Raw genomic sequence first — 22153 nt, 5'->3', positions numbered from 1 at the left:
GGTGGCCTGGCTGTTTCCATTCGCCGTGCTCGTTGGCACCATCCTGGTGTTGATGGGCCTTGGGCTGCCGGTCGCCTTCGCGTTCTTCGTCACCAATGTGATCGGGCTGTATCTGTTCTTCGGCGGCTCGATCGGCGTGACGCAGATGGTCGCCAACTTCTCCGACGCTGTCTCGACCTACGCGCTTGCCCCGCTGCCGATGTTTCTCGTCATGGGCAGCCTGTTCTTCCGCTCCGGCCTCGGCGAGAAGGTCGTCTACGCGCTCGACCTGTGCATCGGCAATCTGCGCGGACGCCTCGCCTATGTCGTGCTGGCCGCCGGCACGATCTTTTCCGCGCTGTCGGGCTCGAGCCTCGCCAATACCGGCATGATGGGCTCGCTGATGGTGCCCGAGATGCTGAAGCGGGGCTACAAGCCGCACATGGCCTACGGCCCGGTGCTTGGCGCCGGAAGCCTTGCCGTCATCATCCCGCCATCCTCGCTGGCCGTCTTGCTCGGCTCGCTGGCCCAGATCGACGTCGGCGCGCTGCTCATAGCGGGGGCTCTGCCGGGACTGCTGCTCGTTCTCATGTACGCGGCGCTGATCTTCGCGCAGACAAAGATCGATCCGGACGCCGCTCCGCACTATCCGGTGCCCGCCGTCCCCGCGGCCGAGAAGGTGAGGGCGGTCGCCGTCAACATCATTCCGATGAGCGTCATCGTGTTCATGGTGGTCGGCACGATCATCCTTGGAATAGCGACCCCGACCGAGTCGGCAGGCCTCGGCTGTGCCGCTGTCTTCGCCTTGTTGTTTGTCTACCGGCGGTTCAGCTGGTCGGTTGTCTGGAAGTCGCTGGACGATGCGATGAAGGTCACCGGCATGACCTTCCTGATCATCTCGGCTTCGACGACGTTCTCGCAGATATTCGCCTTCTCCGGCGCCTCCAACGGCTTTATCCAGTTCATCGTCGGCTACGATCTTGGACCGTATCCCATGCTGCTCATGATGGTGCTCGTCATCCTGCTGCTCGGCATGTTCATGGATCAGGTCTCGATGATGCTGATCACGCTGCCGATCTTCCTGCCGATCGCCCAGCAATTCGGCTACGAGCCGGTATGGTTCGGGCTGATCCTGCTGCTCGCCTACGAGGTCGGCTTCACCACGCCGCCGTTTGGCCTGCTGCTGTTCATCATGATCGGCGTTGCGCCGAAAGGCACATCGCTCAAGACGGTTGCCATGGCTGCGGCGCCTTACATCGCGCTGACGCTTCTGCTGATCCTGCTGATTGTCCTCTTTCCGCAGATCGCTCTCTTTCTTCCGAATTTGATCTAGTCGAACTCGATCCAGCAGGTGTCCACATGCGCTTTGCCTATCTTGCTTTCTTCCATGATGACCGCGAGGCAAATTTGGCCATCGCCGGCGAAGATGTTGACGCCGTGCGGCGTGTGATTGCATCGACGCCGGGCCTTGCGCTTGCAAACATCTATCTGCCCGAAGTGGCGGACATGTTCAACAACGATGGTCCGCCGCCGGTCTTCGGCTTCCAGCTCTATTTCGACGAACTGGCGGACATGGAGGCGGCGCTGGCGCCGTCCGGCCATCTGCAGGCGCTTGCCGCACCTGGTATGCTGTCGAGCATCGCCGGTTCGGGGCCGACGCAACAGGCAATGTGCGTGCGTCCGTTTCCCGTCGACGACGCTGGCGTTAAGACGTCCGGGCTGCCCTGCAGCTATCTTGTCCACTATCCCGGGCCGGCCGAAGACATGAATGCCTGGCTCTACCACTATGTGACGCATCATCCCCAATTGATGCGGGGCTTCCCCGGCATTCGCCACATCGAGGTTCTGTCGCGACTGGATTGGTGCGGTTCGCTGCCCTGGCCGCGGATCGACCATATGCAGCGCAATCGCGTCATGTTTGACAGTCCCGCTGCATTGACGCACGCGCTGCAATCGCCGGCGCGGCTGCAGATGCGCGCCGACTACAAGACTTTTGCGCCGTTTTCAGGCGGCAGCCGGCATTTTCCGATGTCGACGGAAGCCGTGCATCCTTCGTCAAGGGCCACATAGGCGAACAGGTTTTTTGCCGACGCCGAAAATTTCTGGAGATTTCATGTACGACTTTCGCAAGAAATGTATCTCTCTCGATCGCCTCATCGGTACCTTCTGTGCCATCCCGCACCCTGTGGCGGTCGAAGTGGCCGCCGCCAGCGGGGTCGATTTCCTGTGCATCGACTGGGAGCATTCGCAGATCGGCCGCGAACGGCTCGAGGATCTGATCCGCGCCGCCGATGTCCACAAGGTTCCCGCGATGGTGCGCGTTCCCGGCCACACGCCGGAGTGGATGGCGGCCGCGCTCGACGCCGGCGCGTCGGGCGTCCTGGTACCTCGCGTCTCCACGGCCGAGCAAGCGCGCATGGCGGTCATGGCCTGCCGGTATCCGCCGGTCGGCGCCCGCGGTGTCGGCCCGGGCCGCGCCGCCGGTTACGGCTACAGGATTCCGGACTACCTCAACTCGGCCAACGAGGTCCTGACGGTCGCCATCCAGGTCGAGACGGCCGAAGGGCTCGCCAACATCGACGACATCGTCCAGGTCGACGGCGTCGACGTGATCTTCATCGGTCCCGGCGACCTGTCGGTTTCGATCGACGCCATGGGGCCGGCCCGCCAGGAAAAGCTCAATGCAGCGATTATGAGGATCGCGGCCGCGGCGCGCACGGCCCGCAAGGCCGTCGGCATCTTTCGCCCTTCGGCGGATGATGTCGGCAAATGGTCGCGGCACGGCATCAGCTTCTACATGCTGGCCAGCGACACGATGTTTCTCGGCGCCGGCCTTGCCGCCGGCGTCGCCTCGGCGCGCAGCGCCTCATAGCAAGAGTTTGCCATGAAGATCATCAAGACCGACGGTGTGCTGTCAGTCGAGGAGGAGCAGCTGCGCTATCTTGACGGCTTGAACGCCGAGTTTGTCGAGAAGACGCTGCTCACGGAAGATGCCCTGATCGAACACTGCCGCGACGCCGACGCATTGATGGTATTGCGAGAGCCGATCACGGCTCGCGTTTTGGCGGAACTGAAGGGGCTCAAGGTCATCGGACGGTTCGGCGTAGGGCTCGATTCGATCGACGTCGAGGCCGCCAGCCGTGCCGGTGTTCAGGTAACCTACGTGCCGGACGCCAATCTGGTGGAAGTCAGCACCCACGCCATGGCCCTGATCCTGGCCTTGACGCGCAGGCTGAAGCAGTTCGACAGCGCGGTGCGCGCCGGCCGCTGGGCTGCAATGACCGACGGCGCCGGCATCACACGGCCCGACAGGCAGATCCTCGGCCTGATCGGCTTCGGCCAGATCGGGCGGCTGACAGCCGAGCGGGCGCGGGTCTTCGGCTACCACATCATCGCCTACGATCCGCATATGCCGGCCGAGCGCATCGCGGCCGGTGATGCCGAACCGGTCGGCTTCGACGAGCTGCTTGCCAGGGCCGACATCGTCTCGCTGCACGTTCCAGCGACACCGGAGACCAGAAACATCATGTCGGCGCAAGCCCTGTCGCGGATGAAGGAAGGGGCGATACTCATCAACGTGGCCCGCGGCGGCCTGGTCGACGAGGTCGCACTGGCGGACGCGATCCGGCGCGGCCATCTGGCAGGCGCCGGCATCGACACGTTCGAGCGGGAGCCGCCTTCGCCCGACAATCCGCTGCTGGCGCTGGACACCGTCCTGGTCAGTCCACACGCGGCGCACTACTCGACCCAGTCTTACGCGGAGGTTCGCAACAAGGTGTTTGCGGATGTCGCATCAGTCCTGCGCGGCGGCAAGCCTGCATATCCGGTCAACCGGATATGACCAATTCCCGATGTCGGCACCACCTCTATCCGCCTGCTCCGCGGAACCCAAGTCCTGCAAATCGGGGTTCGCAGGGCGATAAGGGGCAGCGCAACCTGTCGCGATTTATCCGGTTTGCCACATTTTGTTCTTGCTTTGTGCCGGCAGCTATGCTACTAATTTGGGTATGGTGATGATTCACCGAGGACCCGCCGCAAGGCGGTTTTTTGTCTTTAGGTTTCAGCGTCATCTGTCGAGGCTCTGCTCGGCTTGTCGCGACGCTCGACGATGTAGATGTGATCGGCGACCAGCACCACGTCGCCATGCTGGTTGATCACCTCACAGCGCTCGACGACCCGGCCTGAATCGGGTCGCTTCGGGTCATCTTCCCTAGCCGAGATGGTGGTGCGGGTCCTGATCGTATCGCCGATGAACACCGGCTTGATGAAGCGCAGCCGGTCGTAGCCATAGGAGAAGGCAACCGGGTTGACGACGCTGGCCGTCAGCCCGACGCCGACCGAAAACACCAGCGTGCCGTGGGCGATGCGCTGCCCGAACGGCGTCGTCTTCATGAACTCGGCGTCCATGTGGTGGGGAAAGAAATCACCGGTATGGCCGGCATGGACGACGAAGTCGGTCTCGGTGATCGTGCGCCCGCTGGTCATGCGCGACGAGCCGATCCGGTAGTCCTCGAAATAGACTGTCTGCTCCATGTCAGGGCCTCGCCGCTATCGGTGTTGCCGGCGCCGCGCTCGATCGGTAGGCCGCTTCGACCAGCGCCATGGTGTTCCAGCCGTCCTCGACGGAACTGACAAGCTCGGCGTCCTCGCCCGACGCGTAGCGCTGGACATTGGCCATGCGGCCGGCAAAGGCGTCCGGAAACCATGCGCCGACGAGTGGAACCGCAATCCAGTCCGTGCCGCCTTTGGGGTAGATTTCGAGAATGTCCGGCTCGCCGCGCGGATAGTCGAGGTTGACGCCCAGTTTGAGGTAAGCGGCGCCTTCGGTGCCGCAGATGCGGAATTCGCAGGCCTGGTGTTTTCGACCGAATTTGTGATCGTGGTTGATCGACAGTGCACAGCGCACCGTGTCGCCATAGTCGAGGATCGCGCTGGTGCGCGTTTGCGCAACCTTGTGGCCGGGATGGCCGAGTGTCTTGGCGTGAACCCCCTTGGGGTCGCCGAGCAATTGCCGGATCAGGTCGAGATAATGGATCGAATGCATGGCGATCTCGACGCGCGGCGCCCGCAACAGGAATTCCCAGAGCTGCCAGGGTGTCGCCAGCGCAAGCCATGCGTCGAAATCGACCACTTCGCCCAGCCAGCCCTTGGCGATCGCATCCCTGAGCGCCAGCATCATCGGCGCGAAGCGCAGCTGGAAATTCACCGCCGCTTTCAGATCTTTGGCGCGGCAGATTTCGAGGATCTCGGTCGCCTCGGTGAGATTGCTGCCCATCGGCTTCTGGATCAGCGCCACCGCACCATCGGGCAACGCCCTGAGCACGCCGGCATGATGAGCCGGCGGCGTCGCCAGATCGAAGACGGCGTCCTTGATTGACGCAGCTTCCTCGACCGACCGGTAAGCGGCGACGCCCCATTTCTGCGCCAGTTTTTCCGCCTTGGGCAGGTCGGGGTCGAAAAGCCCGGCAACCGGAAAACCGGCTTTCCCATAGGCCGGGAAATGCGCATCGCCGACGATCGAGCCGGCGCCGAAAATCACGATCGGCCTGGGCTTTGACGGCTGTGCCCAGGCCTGGGAAAGCGAGGCAGGATCGAAAATGTCGTCAGTCATAATGGAAGACTTCGTCCATCGACGCCCACCACTCGCCCTCCTTGCGGGTCGGCAGCGGCTCCTGGCATGGCATGCAGAGCGCCCACCATTCCTGCGTCGTGGGATCGGCGGCCATCTTCGCCATGTCGGCGGCATAGTCGGTGCCGTGGTACTCGAAGGTGCTGAACAAAAGGTGCTCCGGCTCCCTCAGATAAATCGAATAATTCTTGATGTTGCAGGCGGAAATCATCTTGAGGACGTCCGGCCACACAGCAGCGTGAAGCCGCACATACTCGGCGACTTTCTCCGGCTTGAGGCCGAGCACCATTCCCATTCGCTGCATGTCCGCCTCCTATTTTTCTATCGCCATGGTGAATTCCGCGATGCTCTTCGCCTTGATCGCATCCCAGTCCCAGTCGATGCCGATGCCGGGTTCGTCCGGTGCCAATGCGTGCCCGTCCTCGATACGCATTTTCTTGCCGGTCAGCTCGTCGAGCTGGGGAATATACTCGACATATCTGCCGTTCTGAACGGCGCATGTCAGGCTGACATGCAATTCCATCAGGAAATGCGGGCAGACCGGTATGTCGAACGCCTCGGCTGCATGCGCCACCTTCAGCCACGGCGTGATGCCGCCGATGCGGCCGACATCGACCTGGACGATCGAGCACGCGCCCTTCTGCATATATTCGCGGAAATGCCGGATCGAGTAGAGCGACTCGCCGACGGCGATCGGCGTCGACGTCGCATTCGACAGGCGGACATGGCCGTCTATGTCGTCGGCCGGCAGCGGTTCCTCGATCCAGGCGAGGTCGAGTTCACGCAGGCGTTCGGCCCGGCGGATCGCCTCGTCGACCGAAAAGCCCTGGTTGCAGTCGGTCATGATTTCGTAGGAATCTCCAACCGCCCGGCGCACCGCCGTCAGCCGGGCAAGATCCTCGGAGCCGTGCGGCTTGCCGATCTTGACCTTCGAGCCGCGAAACCCCTTGCCCTTGGCGGCCAGCGCATCCGCGACCAGCGCCTCGGTTTCGATATGCAGCCAGCCGCCTTCGGTCGTGTAGAGCGGGCAGCGGTCCTTGGCGCCGCCGGCCAGCTGCCACAGCGGCAGCCTCTGTTTCCTGGCCCGCAGGTCCCAAAGGGCAGTGTCGATGGCCGCGAGCGCGATTGCCGTGATCGCGCCGATCGTCGTGGCATGGGTGGCGAACTCCAGCTCGTGCCAGATCGCCTCGATCATGTCGGCGTCGCGGCCGATCAGCCGCGGCGCAAGGTGGTCGGCCAGCAGCCGCATCACCGAGGAGCCGCCCGTGCCGATCGTATAGCTGTAGCCGGTGCCGACCGCGCCGTCGGCGTCGGTGATGGTGACGATCGGTGTTTCCTGGCTGACAAAACTCTGGATGGCATCGGTGCGCTTGACCTTCGGCACCAGGTCGACCATCCGCAGTTCGATTTTCTCGATCTTTGCCATGGTTTTAACCTCGCAATGTCTTGCCCGTTTCAGCAGAAAACAGATGGGCCTGCGACAGGTCCAGGCTCATCTTGACCCGGTCGCCGGCTTTCAGCGGCTTTGGATTGAGCATCCGCGATACCCAGTCGCTGCCGTTGAATTCGGCGAACACCAGCGTCTCGTTGCCGAGCGGCTCGGTGACGGTCACCGGCAACTCCACCTGGTGGACGTCGACGTCTTCGCCGGAGCTGATGCCATGCCCGGTCGGATAGATGTCGTCGGGCCTGAGGCCGAACACGACTTTGTCGCCGGCCTCGATATTGGCCTTGAACTGGCTGGGCAAAGGCAGCCTCTCGCCGCTGGCGAACAGCAGCTGTCCGTCGTCGACAACCGCCTCATGCAGATTCATCGGCGGCGAGCCGATGAAGCCCGCGACGAAGCGTGTCTGCGGCCGGCGGAAGACCTCGTCGGGTGTGCCGACCTGCTCGATGAAACCGTCACGCATGATGACGATGCGGTCCGCCAATGTCATCGCTTCGACCTGGTCATGGGTGACGTAGATCACTGTCGACTTGACCTTGGCGTGCAGCTTCTTGATCTCGGTGCGCATCTGCGTCCGAAGCTTTGCGTCGAGATTGGAAAGCGGCTCGTCGAACAGGAAGACGTCGGGATCGCGCACGATGGCGCGGCCCATGGCGACGCGCTGGCGCTGTCCGCCCGACAGCTGCGACGGCCGGCGGTCGAGCAATTGGCCGAGGCCGAGAATGCCGGACGCTTCGGCGACGCGACGGTCCATTTCTTCCTTCGCGGCGCCCGCTATCTTGAGCGAGAAGCCGAGGTTTTCGCGCACCGTCATATGCGGGTAGAGCGCGTAGGACTGGAACACCATCGAGATGTTGCGCGAGCGCGGCGGCAGGTCGTTGACCATGCGGCCGCCGATCTCAATGACGCCATCGCTGATCGCCTCGAGGCCGGCGATCATGCGCAGGGTTGTCGATTTGCCGCAGCCGGACGGCCCGACCAGCGCGATGAACTCGCGGTCGGCGACCTCGAGGTCGATGCCGTGCACCACCGCCACCGGACCATAGCTCTTGGTGAGTTTCTTGAGCGATACTGTTGCCATGTCAGCCTTTCACCGCGCCGGAAGTGAGGCCACCGACGAGATGTTTCTGGACGATGAAGGTAAGCGTGAGCGCCGGTATGACCATGACTACGGCCAGCGCGCACATGCCGCGCCAGTCGATGGTGAATTCGGCCGTATAGTCGAGCAGGCCGACCGGCAGGGTCTTGGAGTTGATCGAGCGTGTCAGCTGCGAGGCGAGCGCAAACTCGTTCCAGGAGGTGAGGAAGGCAAAGATGCCGGCCGAGGCGATGCCAGGCCCGGCCAACGGAAACTCGACCTGCCAGAAGGCCTGCCAGCGCGTGCAGCCGTCGATCTGCGCGGCTTCGGCGAGGTCTTTCGGTACCTGGCGGAAAAAGCCGTCGATCAGCCAGACGGTGAACGGGACGTTGAGCGCGACATAGACCAGGATCAGCCCGAAATGCGTGTCGATGATGCCGAGCCGCGCAAAGACGAAGAACAGCGGCAGCGACAGCGCGATGCCGGGCACCGTGCGCGTCAGCATCAGGCCGAGGAACATCGCCGACTTGGCGCGAAAGCGGTAGCGCGCAAAGGCATAGCCGCCGGCCATGCCAATGACGATGGCGATCACCGTCGAGGTCACCGAGATGATCAGCGAATTGCGGAAGTAGTCGAGCACCGGAATGCCGCCCTGGCCGACGCCGCTGAACATGGCGATGTAGGCGTCGAGCGAGAGTTGCTGCGGGATCCACACCGGCGGCTTGGCCATGATTTCGACGGTCGGCCGCAGCGACGACAGCACGATCCAGATGCCGGGCAGGCAGATGACCAGCATGGCCAGGAACAGTCCGATGCCGTGAACGATGCCGAGCGCTTTGTTGCCGACGCGATGCAGGCTGTTCTGGTCCATCCTCACCACTCCGCCGCGATCTGCGTGCGCGCCGCGGCGAGCTTTCGGTAGAAATAGACGGTGAACAGTATCGATAGCAGGATCGAGAAATAGGCCATGGCATTGGCCATTCCCATCCTGGCATCGCCATAGGCGGTGCGGGCGACCAGCGTCCAGACCAGTTCAGTGCGGCCGGCGGGGCCGCCGTCGGTCATGATCTTGACGATGTCATAGGCGCGCGCGACGTCGAGTGAGCGGATGGTCATGGCGATAAAGGCAAACGGCATGATGAACGGCCAGGTGACATAGCGGAATGTCTGCCACGGCGTGCAGCCGTCGACGCGGGCCGCCTCGACCGGTTCGCGCGGCATCGCCAGCAGCCCGGCCAGGATCAGGATCGCGAACACCGAGGTCGACGACCAGATCTCGGCGATCAGGATGGCGATGAAGGCGAGATTGCCGTCGATCAGCCACGGGATGGCGCGGTCAGTCAGGCCGAGCCCCTGCAGGGCGTTGTTCACCAGGCCGATATTGTCGTTGAACATGAATTTGAACTGGAAGCCGACGAGGATCGGCGAAAACATCATCGGAAACATCATGATGGTGCGCAGGATCCGCTGGCCGCGCGACGCTTTCTCCACCAGCAGGGCCAGCCCGAGCCCGATCAGCATTTCCAGGTTGAGCGCCACCGTCAGCAGCACCACGGTGCGGGCAAAAGCGACCCAGAAAGCGCGGCTGGTCAGGATGGTGACGTAGTTGCGCGCGCCGATGAAGACCCAGAACGTCTCCGGCCTGGTCAGCCGGAACGGCGTGAAGCTGGAATAGAGCGAAAGCAGCAGCGGCACCACCACCACCGCCGCCAGAACGATCACCGCCGGCAGCAGGAGCAGCAATGGCGGCGAAGGTCTCCAGCCTTTCATGGCGATCCGGTTCTGGTTGGTGCCCGGACACCGAAGGCCGCCATCGGCGCGCCGGGATCAAGACAAAGCGTGTTGCGCATGGGTCGTAAAAAGTTCGGGGGCGCCGCTCTTCGATGAGCGCGGCGCCCCCTTGGGAGAATGGTCAAAGCTTGCCGGCGTCCTCGAGGATTTGCGTGGCCTTGGCGGCAGCGTCGTCCAGCGCCTGCTTGGAGGTCTTGTCGCCAAGGATGGCGGCCTGCAATTCGGGATAGACGGCGTTGGAGATTTCGATCCATTCAGGTGTCTGCGGCACGGCAAAAGCGTGCTTTGCCTCTTCCTGGAAAGCCGCCAGCACTTCCTTCTTGTAAGGATCGCTGGCCGCCTGCTGGATGTCCCAGTCCCACACCGCCGTGCGGGTCGGCAGTGGGCCGCTTGCCGCCTCGAGCTTCTGGCTGTCCTCATTGGTCAGGAACCAGACCAGCGACGCCGCGGCTTCCTTGCTGGCGCAGTTTTCCGTGACCGAAAATCCGTGGTGCCCCGACCAGCCGGTGCGAATGCCGGCCGATCCCTTCGGCGCCACCTTCACGCCGACATTGCCGGCGACCTTCGACGACTTCGGATCGTTGAAGAAGCCTGCCCAGCCCGGCCAGTCGAGGTTGATGGCGACGGTGCCCGAGGCAAAGCCCTGGCCGAGATCGTCCCACAGATAGTTGGTGGTGCCGGCCGGCACCGCCTTGGCCTTGTAGAGATTGACGAACCAGTCGAGCGCGTGCACGCCGGCTTCCGAGTTGAAGGCCGGCTTGCCGTCCTTGTCGAGGTATTCGCCGCCGTCGGCGATGAGCATCTCGTAAAAGCGGCCGTTGATCGCCTCTTCCTTGCCGGCGAACTGGGTGCCGTAGAAATCGGGCGGGCTGGCGAAGAATTCCGCCTGCTGGGCGACCTCGTCCCAGGTGTCGGGCGGTGTCAGATCCTTGCCGTACTTGGCCTTGTAGGCGGCCTTCTTGGCTTCGTCCTGGTAGAGGCTCTTCTGGTAATAGAGCGCCGAGACGTCGAACTGCGCGCGAGGCAGCATGACCAGCTTGCCCTCGAGCGTGGAGGCCTTGATCGTCGACGGCACGAAGGCGTCGATCTCCTCCTTCGGCAGCAGCTTGTTGAGATCGGTGTAGATATCAGGATATTGCGGCGCGAAGGACGAGTGGTTCGACCCGACGCACCAGTTGATGCTGCCGGAGGCGATGTCCGACTTGATCTCCTTGTCGAGCTCGAAGTGGTTTTTCTTCGAGATCACGTTGACCTTGGCGCCGGTCAGTTTTTCCCATTCGCCGATGCGCGCGTACAGCCCTTCATATTGCTGGCCGCCGATCAGCTTGGCGTCGATGGTGACGCCGTCGAATTTACCGGGCAGGTCGGCAGCAAGGGCAGCACTCGCACCAAGTGCGAGCAGCGTTACGCCGGCCGACAGGCCGCAAAACAGTTTCGTCATTGTATCCTCCCAAGAGTCTGCGTCGATCCATAGCGAGGGCTGATCGGCAGCTTCATTCATATACAAACAAAATATTTATAAGATCGTCAAGCCGAAAGTTCTTCCGGAAGCAACCGTTATGCGTATATGAAATATGAAATTCACTGGAGAAGCCCAATGGCAGAGGACGAGGAAGACGACCGCTATCGAGCCCCGGCGCTGGACAAGGGGCTCGACATTCTCGAGCTGCTGGCCGGCGTCGACGGCGGCCTGACGCAGGCGGAAATCGCCAAGAAACTCGACCGCAGCCCGAACGAGTTCTATCGCATGCTGGATCGGCTGGTGCGGCGCGGCTACGTCACGCGGCCGGATGGCGACCGTTACTCGCTGACGCTCAAGCTGTTTGGCCTGGCGCAGCTGCACGCGCCGGTGCGCCGGCTGGCTTCCTACGCGACGCCGCTGATGCGCGAACTGGCCGAAACCACACAGCAGGCAAATCAGCTGGTCGTCTTCGACCGCGGTTCCGCGGTGGTGATCGCACAGCAGGAGGCGCCTGATTACTGGGGCATCTCCATCCGCGTCGGCTCGCATATCAGCCTGTTCGACACCGGGTCCGGCCATGTATTGCTGGCGTTCCGCCCGCCGGAAGAGCGGCAGATGATGATCTCAGAACATCTGCGCAGTACCGACAAGCCGCCGCAGTCGCCGGAATTCTTCGCCCGCCTCGACCAGATCAGGGAACGCGGCTACGAGATGATGGCGTCGATGCAGACCGCTGGTGTCTTCAACCTGTCGACACCGGTTCTTGGTTCGGACGGCAGGGCGATCGCCGCGCTGTCGATCCCCTACATAACCCTGGTCAACGCACCCAAGGCGCCCGACATTACGAGGACGATTGAGCTGCTGCTGGCAGCGACCGAAAAGCTGTCGCAACTGGCGGGATCGACCGTCAAGCAATCGCGATGAATTCTTATTTGAATGAAGAATTTCTCCGTGAGATGATCTCGAAGTCGCCAAGGAGGAGCGCGCCATCATGATCTTCGACACCCATCTGCACCTGATCGACCAGTCCGCGCTGCGCTATCCCTGGCTGGCCGATGTGCCGGCGCTCAACCGCGATTTCTCCTACGACGAATATGCACTCCAGGCCCGCCGCGCCGGCATCGAGGGCGCATTGCATATGGAGGTCGATGTCGATCCTGCCGACATCGAGGCCGAAACCGGCCGTGTCAAAGCGCTGTCGCGGGAGAAGGCCAGCTTGCTGCGGGGGGCAATTGCCTCCTGCCGTCCGGAAGAGCCCGGCTTTGCCGCCTATCTCGAGCGCCAGCGCGCCGATCCTTTCGTCAAGGGCTTTCGCCGCGTGCTGCACGTCATGCCGGACGAGCTTTCGGAGGGCGCGCTGTTTCGTGAAAACATCAAGCGGCTAGCCGGCAGCGGCCTGACCTTCGACCTCGTCGTTCTGCCGCACCAGATCCCCAAGGCGATCGCACTCGCCGACCTCGCGCCAGATGTGCAGTTCGTGCTCGACCATTGTGGCGTGCCCGACATCAAGGGTGGTGCCGAGCACCCCTGGCGCGAGCACATGGCGGAGATCGCGCGGCGCCCGAACGTCGTCGGCAAAATTTCCGGTGTGGTCGCCTATGCGGATGCCGGATCCTGGACTGTCGAAACGCTGCGTTCCTATGTCGAGCACACCATCGAATGCTTCGGCTGGGACCGCGTTGTGTGGGGCAGCGACTGGCCGGTCTGCACGCTTGGCGGCGGGCTTGCGACCTGGGTGGCGGCAACGCACGCGCTGCTTGCCGGCACCAGCGCCGATGAAAGGCAGCAACTGCTGTCCGGCAACGCCAAGCGGCTGTGGCGTTTGTAGAGCATTTTGCAGCCAAGTGATGGAATCACATGGCGTCGCACAAATGCGGCTAAAACGAATAGGTGGCCTCAGATCGTCGCCGACACGTGCCGCTCGCGACCGTAGAGCGAAACCAGGAGCGCGATGACCAGGCCAAGTGCCGCCTGCACCGTCGAGGGCCGGAAGCCGAGGCCGATCAGCAGCGTGTTGATCTCCGTCAGCACCAGCACGCCGGCAACGGTGCCGAAATAGCTGCCGCGGCCGCCGACAAGGGCGGCGCCGCCGACCACCACGGCCGCGATCGTCTGGAACAGATAGGGCTGGCCGACATCGCCATAGGCAGAGCCGGTGAAGCCGAGCAGCAGCACGCCGGCTGCGGCGGCGAAGAAGGCGCTCGCGGCATAGGTCACGGTCCACATGCGGACTGGATCGATCAGCGCCAGCGGCGCAGCACCTGGATTGCTGCCTAGGGCGTAGAGACGGCGGCCGTATGGCGTGCGCGCCAGCACCAGCGCCACCAGCAAGGTCAACACCAGTACGCATGGCACCAGCCCCGGCACCGGCAGCGGTCCGACCGAACCGCCGATCGAAACGAAGGCGGAAACCGCTTGCGGCGCCGATCCGGACGGAAAGCCGCCGGTCCACAACAGGACGGCGCCTTGCACGATCATGCCAGTGCCGAGCGTGACGATCAGCGGGTGGATGTCGAGCCCGCGCGAGATCAGGCCGTTCAGCGCCCCGATCAGTATGGCGAGCGCGACGACGACTGCGCAGACAAGGGCAAAATTCCAGCCGCCGCCGTAGAGCTGTGCGGCAACGACATTGGCAAAGCCGATGATGAAGGGGATCGACAGATCGATACCGCCCAGGATTACGACGAGGGTCTGGCCGATCGATGCCACCGCCAGGAGCGAGGCGATCACCAGCAGCGCCCGGATAGCGAACGGCTGGGAGTAGCCCGGGATGAGCAAGGTGCCAAGGAGATGCAAGGCGACAGCGACGGCAAAGGCACCGGCGACGCGGGCATTGGTGGACTGGAACCAGTTCCGGCTCATGCTTCTCAGCCTTTCCGTCCCGAGAGCCGCTCCTGCAGCGCCGTCATGATGACGGCCACAACCAGGATCGTGCCATAGGCGATCTGCAGCACATAGGTGGAGACGTTGAAGGCGGTCAGCACGCTCTGCAGCAGGAAGATGTCGACAGCGCCGATGGCGGCGCCGGCGAGCCCGCCGCGCCCGCCGGCAAGGCTGACGCCGCCGAGCGCCACCGCGGCAATCGCGATCAGCGTGTAGGTCGGCCCGATATTAGGGTCGGCCGAACCGATCAGGGCGGTCAGCATGAGGCCGGCACAGGCGGCAAGTATGCCGGTCATGACATAGGCTATGAAACGTACTTTGGTGACTGGAACGCCGGCCGTGTAGGCGGCGCGATCGTCGCTGCCCACCGCCATCAGCTGGTCGTAATAAGGCGTCTGTCGCACCAGCCACCAGAACAGCAAGATCAGCGCCAGCGGCAGTGCCGACCAGGGTCCGGCCATTGCCTTCAGCCAGCCCGGCGCCGGCCCGATCGGCGCCGGCAGGACGGTCAGCGTCATGCCGGTGAGGATCAGATAGGTGCCGAGCGTCGCAACGATTGGCTGGATGCGGACGATGGTCGCCAGAAAGCCGTTGGCAGCGCCGACGATCGCGCCGATCAGAAGCGCCGCCGGCACGATGACCAGCGGCGAAGATATGCCAAGCCTGATGAACAGCAGCTGGATCACCATCGCATTGACGAAGCCCATCAATGGCCCGACGGAAATGTCGATGCCGCCGCGCCCGGCGAGGATCACTGGAGCCGAGGCGAGCGCTGCGCCGATCAGCGGCGCGGCGAGCCCGATCAGCGCGCCCCAGGCGGCAGGATGGAAGCGCGCCGGATTGAGCAGCAGATTGACCGCGATCAGGATCACCAACAGCACTGCCGCAAAGCCGGCGCCGCGCCATCGCGCCGCCATGCGCCGCAACCCGCTCATGCCGCGCGCCCGAACATGGCGGCGATCACCGTATCGCTTTTCATCTCGTCTCCGGTGATTTCAGCCGCCACCTGCTGTTCGCGGAACACCAGCACGCGATGGCAAAGCAGGAGGATCTCCTCGATCTCGCTCGACAGGATGACCAGAGCCATGCCGTCCGCCGCCAGTCGACGAAACACATCGTAGAGGACATGGCGCGTCGCCACGTCGACACCGCGCGTCGGATCGTTGAGGAGCAGGATCGCCGGTTCCAGCGCCAATGCGCGGGCCAGCAGCACCTTCTGCTGATTGCCGCCGGAAAGCGTGGTGATCGGGGCGTCCGGCCGTGGCGCGATGATCGACAGTCTGTCCCGGTAGCGTTCATAGCGCTGCCGCCGCGCGGCGAAGCTGAGCAGGCCGAAACGCATATCGCGCGACAGCGTCGAGACGGCAAAATTGTCGAGCACCGATTGGGTCGGAAAAATGCCGGTGGTGCGCCGGTCGCGCGGCAAATAGGCGATGCCGCCGGCGACCGCCTTGCGGAAATTGGTGATCGCGCGCGCTCCGGTTGGCGCCTCGACGGTCACCTCGCCGCCGGCCGGGCGTTCCAGGCCGGCCAGCACTTTCAGGAACCGCTCCTGTCCGTGGCCATCGAGGCCGGCAAGGCCGACGATCTCGCCAGGCGCGATGGTTTGCGTCATGGGGCTTGCCCCCGGCGCGATCACCAGGCCGCGCACCGAAAGGCTGGCGCGATCAGCCATGCGCCAGCTCCGCCGCCGTGCGTGGCGCCATCGCTCTGAGAAGTTCGGACGCGGAGGACGTGCCGCGTTCCTCAGTCGTCACCACGCTGCCGCCGCGCAGCACGGAAATCCGGTCCGAAAGCGCCATCACCTCGTCCATGCGATGGGTGATGAACAGGATCAGGCAGCCTTCCGAGGCAAGCTTGCGCATCATGGCGAAGACCGCCTCGCGATCGGCAAAGTCGAGCGCCGCCGTAACCTCGTCAAGAATGAGAATGCGCGGGTTGCGCACCACGGCGCGGGCGAGCACTACCAATTGCTGAACCGCAAGCGGCAATTGCCCGGCCAACTGGTCGAGCGGGATCTCGGTCACAGCGAAGCGCTTCAGCACCGCTTGCGCGTGTTGCCGCCGCTCGGTACGCGGCACGGTGCGCGCCAGCAAGCCGTCGAGGCCGAGCAGGATGTTGTCCGTCACCGAACGGTCAGGCGCGATCAGCACTTCCTGGAACACGGTGGCGAACCCGACGCCCTGGAACGCCGCCGGCGAGAGGCCGGTAAAGGGCGCTCCGTCGAGCAGGATCGCGCCGCTGTCCGGCTGGACTATCCCCGACAGCAGCTTGACCAGCGTGCTCTTGCCCGAACCATTCTCGCCCAGGATGGTGTGGATCGTGCCGGCGCGGAATGCGATTGAGGCATTGGTCAGCGCAATCGTTTCGCCGTAGCGTTTCGAGATGGCCTGGACTTCCAGCATGAGCAATCCTGATGGAGAAAGCCGGCACCGCCCGTGCGGAGCCGGCCTTCGTATCCTACTTGGCGCAGGCGTCCGGCACCTTCGAATAATCCCACCCCTTGGTCGGTGCCGGATTGGCGAAGTAGGCATCGAGCCATTCCTCCGGCATCGGATCCTTCGGCGGGACCGGGAAGATCGAGACGGCGTCCGGCGTCATGCAATCCTTGTACCAGGCGCCGAGGTCGGCATTGTGCACCGGCGGAATCGGGATCAGCAGCGTGTTGAGCTTCGGCTTCTGTCCGTCGAGCATGCGCACGCCGACACGAAACAGCGTCTCGGCCGTCCAGTGCGGCAGAACCGCATGGCCTTCGAAGCGGTATTTGTCGGGATTGGCCTTCCAGTAGCCGAGCGCATCGCCGGTGATCGAGCCGGTGATCAGCGGGGCAGGGCGGCCGGCCTCGGCAAAGGCCTCGGCGACGACGCGGCTTTCGCTGCCCGTCGTCCACACCGCATCGATCGGCGCCGGATTGGTGGCGATCGCCTGCAGCACCGCCGTCTTGGTGACGTTGGCCGTCCAATTGCCGTTGACGCTGCGCGAGACCTTGAGCTTTGAATTTTCGGCCAGCGCCTTGTCGCCACCCTGGCGCTCCTGCACGACGATCGGGTGACCGGCAATGCCTTCGACCAGAAGCACGCTGCCGCCGTCCGGCATTGCTTTGCCGATCGCGGTCATCATGTCGTAGCCCCAGCGCGCATAGTTGGAATCGACGTTGATCGCATTCGGGCTGGTCACCGACCCAGCTGCCGTGATGAAGGGGATGCCGGCTTTGGCTGCGGCATCGATGGCATCGTCCAGCGCCGTCGCCGAGCCGGGGATCGAGGTGATGATCGAGCATTTCTTGTCGATGAAGGCGCGGATCTGGTTGATCTGCTGACTGGCGTCGTTGTTGGAATCCGACACCTCCAAGCTCGCCACGGTGCCGTCGGCGATCAGCCCGTCGACCAGCCGCTTCAACTCCTTGGTCACGGTGACGCGCCACGGATTGCCCTGGTAGGACTCGGAGTGGCACCATTTCCAAGGCTTTGACGGCGGCGTGAAATTATCCCAGGCCGACGGCAGCACCTTTTGCGGCGCGCCGTCATATTGTGCCTTCAGTTCGGTCGGCAATCCAGCAATCACGCCCGAAACGTCTTCAGCGCAGGCTATGGTCGTGACCGATGCAAGTGCGGTTGCGGCCATAAGGCCGCGGATCAGGCTGTTCATGTTCTCCTCCGTTCGGTTGTTCAGGCTCCTCCGCCGGCAACGCCGGACACCTGCGTCGAAAGGCTCTCCCGAAACAGGCGATTGAGATCGGCAACGACGCGAGCGGCATTGTGCCTTTCGCTCAGGCCCAGATTGATGCGATCGGACGCCGCCTGCTGGAACGCCATGTAGCCGTCGTGCCGCGGCCTCACCCAGGCACCTTCGAGCGTAGCCCGCGTGTCCTTGTAGAAATTGCCGGCGGCGGCGTTGACGGCGGCATCCGCCCAGGCTGCCGCATGGCCGGGCTGGCCGCCGGCCGAGGCGTAGGGGCCGCGCTGCACGTCACCGCTGGCGATCCAGTAGGCGAAGTCGATTGCTTCCTGTCCGGCCTTCGAGAAGGCCGACACGGCGATGCCGGTCCCGCCGAGCGCCGAGCCGTTGGGGCCGGCATTGCCAGCGGCCGGGATATCCGCGAAAGCCAGGCGGGTGGGTCGAAACCCGGCGATGGCATAGGAGACATAGCCATAGATCAGCGGCGCGCAGGCGATCCGCGAGCCGGATCCGGCCATTTGCTCCAGAACCGCGATCGGATCCATGCCAAGACAGGCCGGGTCGACGAGGGCTGCGATCTCGCGCATCATCTCGAAGACCTGCTTGCCCGCTGCCGGATCCACGTGGTCGCCAGTGCCTTCACCGGCGGGCCGGCCGAGATTGCCGGCAAGCGTGTAGAACACCATCAGCGAATGCGGCGGCCTCAGCGGCAACAGCACGTGGCCTTGCCGCGCCAGATCGAGGGCATCGGCCCAGCTCGCCGGCGCAGCCGAAAGCATGTCGGGCCGCCATGCCTGCACCTGGCTGGCCGCGTCGATCGGAAACGCCCACTGCCGGCCTTGCCAGTTGTAGCTCGGAAAGGACGGGCCGACACTGCTCGCCGCAAGTGCTGCACGTTCGGCTTGCCGGCCGGCGACATCGAGCGGCGCCAGGCAATTCTCGGCGGTGATCTGGCCGACATGCGGATGGTCGACGACGATCAGGTCGTAGGCACGGGCCAGTTCCTCGACCGGGAAGGATTCAAAATCCTGCAGCGAGCGCTTGTCCCATTCAACGGCGATGCCAGTTTGTTGCTTCCACAGTCTCGAACAGGCGACCATCGGGTCATAGCCGCGCGGATGGCTCCAGGTCATGCCTTTGAGCGTGACGTCGCTCACAGCCCGAACTCCGCGCGGATTTTTGCGCTGTGCTCGCCGATGCGTGGCGCGGCCCGCTCGACCTTCGCGCGGATGCCGTCTACCCTGAGCGGCGAGCGCGTGGTGAGGATCGAAACGTTATCCTCGCGCGTCACCGTCTGCAGCATGTCGAGGACCTGGAAGCCTTCGCTGGCCATCATTTCCGGCCAGGTCAAAACCTTGGCGCACCAGATGTCGGCAGGCTCGAGAATGGCAAGCCACTCGTCGACCGTCTTCGTTGCGATCTTTTGCGCGATGATCGCCTTGATCTCGTCGCGGGCGGTGAACCAGGTCGACGGCTGGTCGCGATAGGGCGCAAGCTCCTCGAGCCCGAGGAGATCGGCGAGTTTCGAGATCGGCGTCATGGCGATCGCCAGATAGCCGTCCTTGGCCGGATAGACGCCGTAGGGCGCCGAGAGATAGGCGTGCGCGCTGCGGAAGCTCGACCGCCGCGGCAGCCTGCGCCCGTCATTGAGGTGCGTGGTCAGCACCTCGAACTGGAAGTCGACCAGCGCTTCGAGCAGGCTGGTCTCGACATGGCTGCCCTTGCCGGTCACGCCGCGCCGCACCAGTGCGGCGAGGATGCCTTGCGCGGCGGCGGAACCCGCCAGCATGTCGGCGATCGCCAGGCCGAAGGGCACCGGCCCCTGGTCCTCGTCGCCGTTCAGCCACATCACGCCGGAGCGGGCCTGCGCCAGCAGATCCTGCCCCGGCCGCTTGACCCACGGGCCTTCCTCGCCATAGCCGCTGATCGAGGCATAGACCAGGCGCGGATTGATCTTGCGCACCGCCTCGTAATCGAAGCCCAGGCGTTCGATGACGCCGGGCCTGAAATTCTGGATCAACACGTCGGCCCTGGCCAGCAGGCCGCGCAGCGCCGCAAGGTCGGCCTCGTCCTTCAAGTCGATGGCAAGGCTTTCCTTGGCGCGGTTGATGGCATGGAAAATGGTGGAATCGCCGCCGATCTCGGTGTCGCTGAGATAGAGCCGGCGCGACAGGTCGCCGCCGTCAGGCCGTTCGATCTTGATGACCCGAGCGCCGAGGTCGAGCAGTCGCAGCGAGCAGTAAGGCCCGGACAAGAACTGGCTCATATCGACAACGATGAGCCCGGTCAGCGGCAGTTCGGCAATGGCAGCCATTGCCTATTTCTCCGTCTTACCGGCGAAATCGGCCGGATTGCGGTACTTCACCGTCTGCAGGTGCTCGCAATAAAGCACGAGCTCGCCTTCACCCTTGAAGACTTCATAGCTGGCGCGGATCAGCCCCATTTCCTTGTATTTTGGCTTCTTGTCGAGGTTGGAGCGGATTGAATAGATCGTGTCGCCTATGAACACCGGCTTGATGAAGCGCAATTTGTCGTAGCCATACGAAAAGGCGTTGACGCAATTGGTGGCGACGAGACCGAGCCCGGCCGAGAACACGAAGGCCCCTGCCACCAGCCGCTTGCCGAAAATGCCTTGCGTCTCGGCGAACATCTGGTCCTGCACGTATGGATGGATGTCGAGCACCAGCGTGTTGAAGAGATGGCTGTCGCCCTCGGCAATGGTCCGGCGCAGCGAGCGGATCTTCTGGCCGACCGGCCAGTCTTCGTAGAACCAGTTCTCCGCGTTCCAGACGGGAAGGTCGGCGTGATCCCTAGGCATGTTGGCGGGGTGTGTCGATGCCACGCCCACGGTTGGCGCGAAACCGCTCATGACAACTTCCTCTGGGAGCGGGAATCGTCCATTAGGGCGCGCCGCAGACCAGCGAAATGCATGATCGATCCTCCCGTCAATCTTCTTTTGTGAATAGTATTTTCACATATGGGGTTGTGTTGCAAGCGTGAACAGGCGAAATTTTGCCTGCTCCGTTGGGGCCAATGCCGGCGGAACAAGGGAGGAAGTGATGCAGAATGCCTGTCTGATTTTCGTCGGCAGCCTCAATCGCGACGCCCCGTATTTTCAGGGCGCGCGCGGCATCGGGCTGGGTGTCTACAGTTTCGACGAAGGGACGCTGCAGACGAAGAAACTGGCCGAGACGGGAGACATCGACAATCCCACCTTCCTGTCGGTGACGCCGGACGGCTCCCACATCTATGCCAACTCAGAAGTGTTCACCTGGCGCGAAGGGGTGGTCTCGGCCTACCGTTTCGACAGGCAGACCGCCACGCTGTCCTACATCAACAAGCAGCCGACGCTGGGCAGCATCACGGCGCACAACACCATCACGCGCGACGGGACCAAGCTGCTGGTCGCCAATTACGGCATGGGCGAGGGCGGCCCCGATCGCTCGGTCGTGGTTTATGGGTTGGGTGAGAATGGCGGCCTGACAGCGCCGTTGTCGAGCGTTGTCCATAGCGGGACCGGACCAGATCCCGCCCGCCAGGAGCGGCCGCATGCCCATAGCGTAACCGAGACGGTTGCCGGCGGCATGGCGATCGTCGCTGACCTCGGCATCGACCGGCTGGTGTCCTATCGCATCGGCTCAGACGGCAGCCTGACGAAGCTCGCCGAGTCGGCGCTTGCGCCAGGCGCGGGTCCGCGCCATCTCGCACTGCATCCGGGCGGTCGCTTCGTGTTCGTCATGAACGAGCTGGATTCGACGGTTGTCTCGCTGGCGCTGGACGAAGCATCAGGCAAGCTTACGGTGATCGACAGCAAGCCGGCCGTGCCCCCAGAGACGCGCGACGGCAATCACTGCGCCGACATCCAGATCTCGCCTGACGGCCGCTTCCTCTATGGCTCCAACCGCGGTCATGACAGCATCGTCGTGTTTTCGGTCGACCAGCAAACCGGCAGGATTGCCCTTGTCGACTATACGCCCTGCGGCGGTGCCACGCCGCGCAATCTGGCACTGACGCCCCCGGGCGGCCATCTGTTCTCGGCCAACCAGAATGCCGACCGCATCTCGATTTTCGCCCGTGATGCCGCAACCGGCCGGCTGACCGACACCGGCCGATCCATCGATATTGGCACGCCGATGTGCGTGAGGATCGTGCGTTGAGCGCTGGCGGGTGAAAATTCCGCCAGTACCATGGCCATAAGAACGTGTC

Annotated in this window: 23 protein-coding genes; 7 read left to right on the top strand and 16 right to left on the bottom strand. The window is 63.7% G+C overall.

All coding sequences use genetic code 11. The features are described 5' to 3' along the window. Window position 1 precedes the first annotated feature (1 nt). From NKH04_RS08435 to NKH04_RS08420, 4 genes are read left to right on the top strand one after another with little or no spacing between them, the layout of a single operon-like run. Complete coding sequence (locus NKH04_RS08435) at window positions 2-1312, top strand: TRAP transporter large permease (protein ID WP_352472901.1); 1311 nt, start codon at window positions 2-4, stop codon at window positions 1310-1312. 26 nt (window positions 1313-1338) lie between these two features. After that, window positions 1339-2049: a hypothetical protein gene (locus NKH04_RS08430; protein ID WP_353044234.1), complete on the top strand. Its 711-nt coding sequence runs from the start codon at window positions 1339-1341 to the stop codon at window positions 2047-2049. A gap of 43 nt (window positions 2050-2092) precedes the next feature. Beyond that, window positions 2093-2851, top strand: coding sequence for an HpcH/HpaI aldolase family protein (locus NKH04_RS08425; protein ID WP_353044233.1), 759 nt, complete (start codon window positions 2093-2095; stop codon window positions 2849-2851). Between the two features lie 12 nt (window positions 2852-2863). After that, the gene (locus tag NKH04_RS08420; protein ID WP_353044232.1) at window positions 2864-3820 is read left to right on the top strand and encodes a C-terminal binding protein; all 957 of its coding nucleotides are present in this window, start codon (window positions 2864-2866) and stop codon (window positions 3818-3820) included. Between the two features lie 212 nt (window positions 3821-4032). Here the strand turns inward: NKH04_RS08420 and NKH04_RS08415 are convergent, their stop codons facing one another. The 8 genes from NKH04_RS08415 to NKH04_RS08380 form a co-directional block, all read right to left on the bottom strand. After that, entirely contained in the window at window positions 4033-4512 is a 480-nt protein-coding gene (locus NKH04_RS08415; protein ID WP_352502203.1) for a MaoC/PaaZ C-terminal domain-containing protein, read from the bottom strand. A gap of 1 nt (window position 4513) precedes the next feature. Then, window positions 4514-5590, bottom strand: coding sequence for a Gfo/Idh/MocA family protein (locus NKH04_RS08410; RefSeq protein WP_352612152.1), 1077 nt, complete (start codon window positions 5588-5590; stop codon window positions 4514-4516). Further along, the gene (locus NKH04_RS08405) at window positions 5583-5912 is read right to left on the bottom strand and encodes an L-rhamnose mutarotase (protein WP_023676093.1); all 330 of its coding nucleotides are present in this window, start codon (window positions 5910-5912) and stop codon (window positions 5583-5585) included. Before NKH04_RS08405 ends, NKH04_RS08410 begins: the two co-directional genes overlap by 8 nt. Before the next feature lie 9 nt (window positions 5913-5921). Further along, window positions 5922-7034: a mandelate racemase/muconate lactonizing enzyme family protein gene (locus tag NKH04_RS08400; RefSeq protein ID WP_352451565.1), complete on the bottom strand. Its 1113-nt coding sequence runs from the start codon at window positions 7032-7034 to the stop codon at window positions 5922-5924. A gap of 4 nt (window positions 7035-7038) precedes the next feature. Continuing rightward, entirely contained in the window at window positions 7039-8136 is a 1098-nt protein-coding gene (locus NKH04_RS08395; protein ID WP_353044231.1) for an ABC transporter ATP-binding protein, read from the bottom strand. Between the two features lies 1 nt (window position 8137). Continuing rightward, window positions 8138-9004, bottom strand: a complete 867-nt coding sequence (locus tag NKH04_RS08390) for a carbohydrate ABC transporter permease (RefSeq protein WP_352451567.1) — start codon at window positions 9002-9004, stop codon at window positions 8138-8140. Between the two features lie 2 nt (window positions 9005-9006). Then, complete coding sequence (locus NKH04_RS08385; protein ID WP_352680372.1) at window positions 9007-9903, bottom strand: carbohydrate ABC transporter permease; 897 nt, start codon at window positions 9901-9903, stop codon at window positions 9007-9009. A 142-nt stretch (window positions 9904-10045) separates the two neighbouring features. Then, a complete protein-coding gene (locus NKH04_RS08380; RefSeq protein ID WP_352768372.1) occupies window positions 10046-11365 on the bottom strand; it encodes an ABC transporter substrate-binding protein in 1320 nt (439 codons plus the stop codon). A 156-nt stretch (window positions 11366-11521) separates the two neighbouring features. On the opposite strand from NKH04_RS08380, the gene NKH04_RS08375 reads away from it, so the two are divergent. After that, window positions 11522-12310 carry an IclR family transcriptional regulator gene (locus NKH04_RS08375; protein ID WP_353044230.1) on the top strand — a complete coding sequence of 263 codons (789 nt, stop codon included), beginning with the start codon at window positions 11522-11524 and terminating at the stop codon, window positions 12308-12310. A 67-nt stretch (window positions 12311-12377) separates the two neighbouring features. Next, window positions 12378-13214, top strand: coding sequence for an amidohydrolase family protein (locus tag NKH04_RS08370; RefSeq protein ID WP_353044229.1), 837 nt, complete (start codon window positions 12378-12380; stop codon window positions 13212-13214). Between the two features lie 68 nt (window positions 13215-13282). Here NKH04_RS08370 and NKH04_RS08365 read toward each other — a convergent pair whose 3' ends face one another. Genes NKH04_RS08365 through NKH04_RS08330 form a run of 8 tightly spaced genes read right to left on the bottom strand, consistent with a single transcriptional unit; the run spans window position 13283 to window position 20816 of the window. Further along, window positions 13283-14248 (bottom strand): ABC transporter permease, encoded by a 966-nt coding sequence (locus NKH04_RS08365; protein WP_353044228.1) that lies wholly within the window; start codon window positions 14246-14248, stop codon window positions 13283-13285. Between the two features lie 5 nt (window positions 14249-14253). Beyond that, window positions 14254-15204 carry an ABC transporter permease gene (locus NKH04_RS08360; protein WP_353044227.1) on the bottom strand — a complete coding sequence of 317 codons (951 nt, stop codon included), beginning with the start codon at window positions 15202-15204 and terminating at the stop codon, window positions 14254-14256. Further along, entirely contained in the window at window positions 15201-15944 is a 744-nt protein-coding gene (locus NKH04_RS08355) for an ATP-binding cassette domain-containing protein (protein ID WP_352796163.1), read from the bottom strand. Before NKH04_RS08355 ends, NKH04_RS08360 begins: the two co-directional genes overlap by 4 nt. Beyond that, entirely contained in the window at window positions 15937-16674 is a 738-nt protein-coding gene (locus NKH04_RS08350) for an ATP-binding cassette domain-containing protein (protein ID WP_353044226.1), read from the bottom strand. Before NKH04_RS08350 ends, NKH04_RS08355 begins: the two co-directional genes overlap by 8 nt. A gap of 55 nt (window positions 16675-16729) precedes the next feature. Next, window positions 16730-17917: an ABC transporter substrate-binding protein gene (locus NKH04_RS08345; RefSeq protein WP_353044225.1), complete on the bottom strand. Its 1188-nt coding sequence runs from the start codon at window positions 17915-17917 to the stop codon at window positions 16730-16732. 20 nt (window positions 17918-17937) lie between these two features. Continuing rightward, window positions 17938-19080, bottom strand: a complete 1143-nt coding sequence (locus tag NKH04_RS08340) for an extracellular solute-binding protein (RefSeq protein ID WP_353044251.1) — start codon at window positions 19078-19080, stop codon at window positions 17938-17940. Window positions 19081-19100: 20 nt separating this feature from the next. Then, complete coding sequence (locus NKH04_RS08335; RefSeq protein WP_353044224.1) at window positions 19101-20261, bottom strand: CaiB/BaiF CoA transferase family protein; 1161 nt, start codon at window positions 20259-20261, stop codon at window positions 19101-19103. A gap of 3 nt (window positions 20262-20264) precedes the next feature. Further along, the gene (locus NKH04_RS08330; protein WP_352768395.1) at window positions 20265-20816 is read right to left on the bottom strand and encodes a MaoC family dehydratase; all 552 of its coding nucleotides are present in this window, start codon (window positions 20814-20816) and stop codon (window positions 20265-20267) included. A gap of 190 nt (window positions 20817-21006) precedes the next feature. Here NKH04_RS08330 and NKH04_RS08325 point away from each other — a divergent pair, with 190 nt between their 5' ends. Next, a complete protein-coding gene (locus NKH04_RS08325) occupies window positions 21007-22104 on the top strand; it encodes a lactonase family protein (protein ID WP_353044223.1) in 1098 nt (365 codons plus the stop codon). Window positions 22105-22153 lie beyond the last annotated feature (49 nt).

Origin of the sequence: Mesorhizobium sp. M1365, assembly GCF_040317865.1 — a bacterium.
GTDB lineage: Bacteria > Pseudomonadota > Alphaproteobacteria > Rhizobiales > Rhizobiaceae > Mesorhizobium.
The sequence above is the reverse complement of the archived record's forward strand: the minus strand, read 5'-3'. Positions and strand labels throughout refer to the sequence as shown.

Excerpts from the sequence above, each read along its gene's own strand:
- NKH04_RS08430 (WP_353044234.1), top strand. The coding sequence starts at position 1,339 with ATGCGCTTTGCCTATCTTGCTTTCTTCCATGATGACCGCGAGGCAAAT.
- NKH04_RS08425 (WP_353044233.1), top strand. The coding sequence starts at position 2,093 with ATGTACGACTTTCGCAAGAAATGTATCTCTCTCGATCGCCTCATCGGT.
- NKH04_RS08420 (WP_353044232.1), top strand. The coding sequence starts at position 2,864 with ATGAAGATCATCAAGACCGACGGTGTGCTGTCAGTCGAGGAGGAGCAG.
- NKH04_RS08415 (WP_352502203.1), bottom strand. The coding sequence starts at position 4,512 with ATGGAGCAGACAGTCTATTTCGAGGACTACCGGATCGGCTCGTCGCGC.
- NKH04_RS08410 (WP_352612152.1), bottom strand. The coding sequence starts at position 5,590 with ATGACTGACGACATTTTCGATCCTGCCTCGCTTTCCCAGGCCTGGGCA.
- NKH04_RS08405 (WP_023676093.1), bottom strand. The coding sequence starts at position 5,912 with ATGCAGCGAATGGGAATGGTGCTCGGCCTCAAGCCGGAGAAAGTCGCC.
- NKH04_RS08400 (WP_352451565.1), bottom strand. The coding sequence starts at position 7,034 with ATGGCAAAGATCGAGAAAATCGAACTGCGGATGGTCGACCTGGTGCCG.
- NKH04_RS08395 (WP_353044231.1), bottom strand. The coding sequence starts at position 8,136 with ATGGCAACAGTATCGCTCAAGAAACTCACCAAGAGCTATGGTCCGGTG.
- NKH04_RS08390 (WP_352451567.1), bottom strand. The coding sequence starts at position 9,004 with ATGGACCAGAACAGCCTGCATCGCGTCGGCAACAAAGCGCTCGGCATC.
- NKH04_RS08385 (WP_352680372.1), bottom strand. The coding sequence starts at position 9,903 with ATGAAAGGCTGGAGACCTTCGCCGCCATTGCTGCTCCTGCTGCCGGCG.
- NKH04_RS08380 (WP_352768372.1), bottom strand. The coding sequence starts at position 11,365 with ATGACGAAACTGTTTTGCGGCCTGTCGGCCGGCGTAACGCTGCTCGCA.
- NKH04_RS08375 (WP_353044230.1), top strand. The coding sequence starts at position 11,522 with ATGGCAGAGGACGAGGAAGACGACCGCTATCGAGCCCCGGCGCTGGAC.
- NKH04_RS08370 (WP_353044229.1), top strand. The coding sequence starts at position 12,378 with ATGATCTTCGACACCCATCTGCACCTGATCGACCAGTCCGCGCTGCGC.
- NKH04_RS08365 (WP_353044228.1), bottom strand. The coding sequence starts at position 14,248 with ATGAGCCGGAACTGGTTCCAGTCCACCAATGCCCGCGTCGCCGGTGCC.
- NKH04_RS08360 (WP_353044227.1), bottom strand. The coding sequence starts at position 15,204 with ATGAGCGGGTTGCGGCGCATGGCGGCGCGATGGCGCGGCGCCGGCTTT.
- NKH04_RS08355 (WP_352796163.1), bottom strand. The coding sequence starts at position 15,944 with ATGGCTGATCGCGCCAGCCTTTCGGTGCGCGGCCTGGTGATCGCGCCG.
- NKH04_RS08350 (WP_353044226.1), bottom strand. The coding sequence starts at position 16,674 with ATGCTGGAAGTCCAGGCCATCTCGAAACGCTACGGCGAAACGATTGCG.
- NKH04_RS08345 (WP_353044225.1), bottom strand. The coding sequence starts at position 17,917 with ATGAACAGCCTGATCCGCGGCCTTATGGCCGCAACCGCACTTGCATCG.
- NKH04_RS08340 (WP_353044251.1), bottom strand. The coding sequence starts at position 19,080 with ATGACCTGGAGCCATCCGCGCGGCTATGACCCGATGGTCGCCTGTTCG.
- NKH04_RS08335 (WP_353044224.1), bottom strand. The coding sequence starts at position 20,261 with ATGGCTGCCATTGCCGAACTGCCGCTGACCGGGCTCATCGTTGTCGAT.
- NKH04_RS08330 (WP_352768395.1), bottom strand. The coding sequence starts at position 20,816 with ATGAGCGGTTTCGCGCCAACCGTGGGCGTGGCATCGACACACCCCGCC.
- NKH04_RS08325 (WP_353044223.1), top strand. The coding sequence starts at position 21,007 with ATGCAGAATGCCTGTCTGATTTTCGTCGGCAGCCTCAATCGCGACGCC.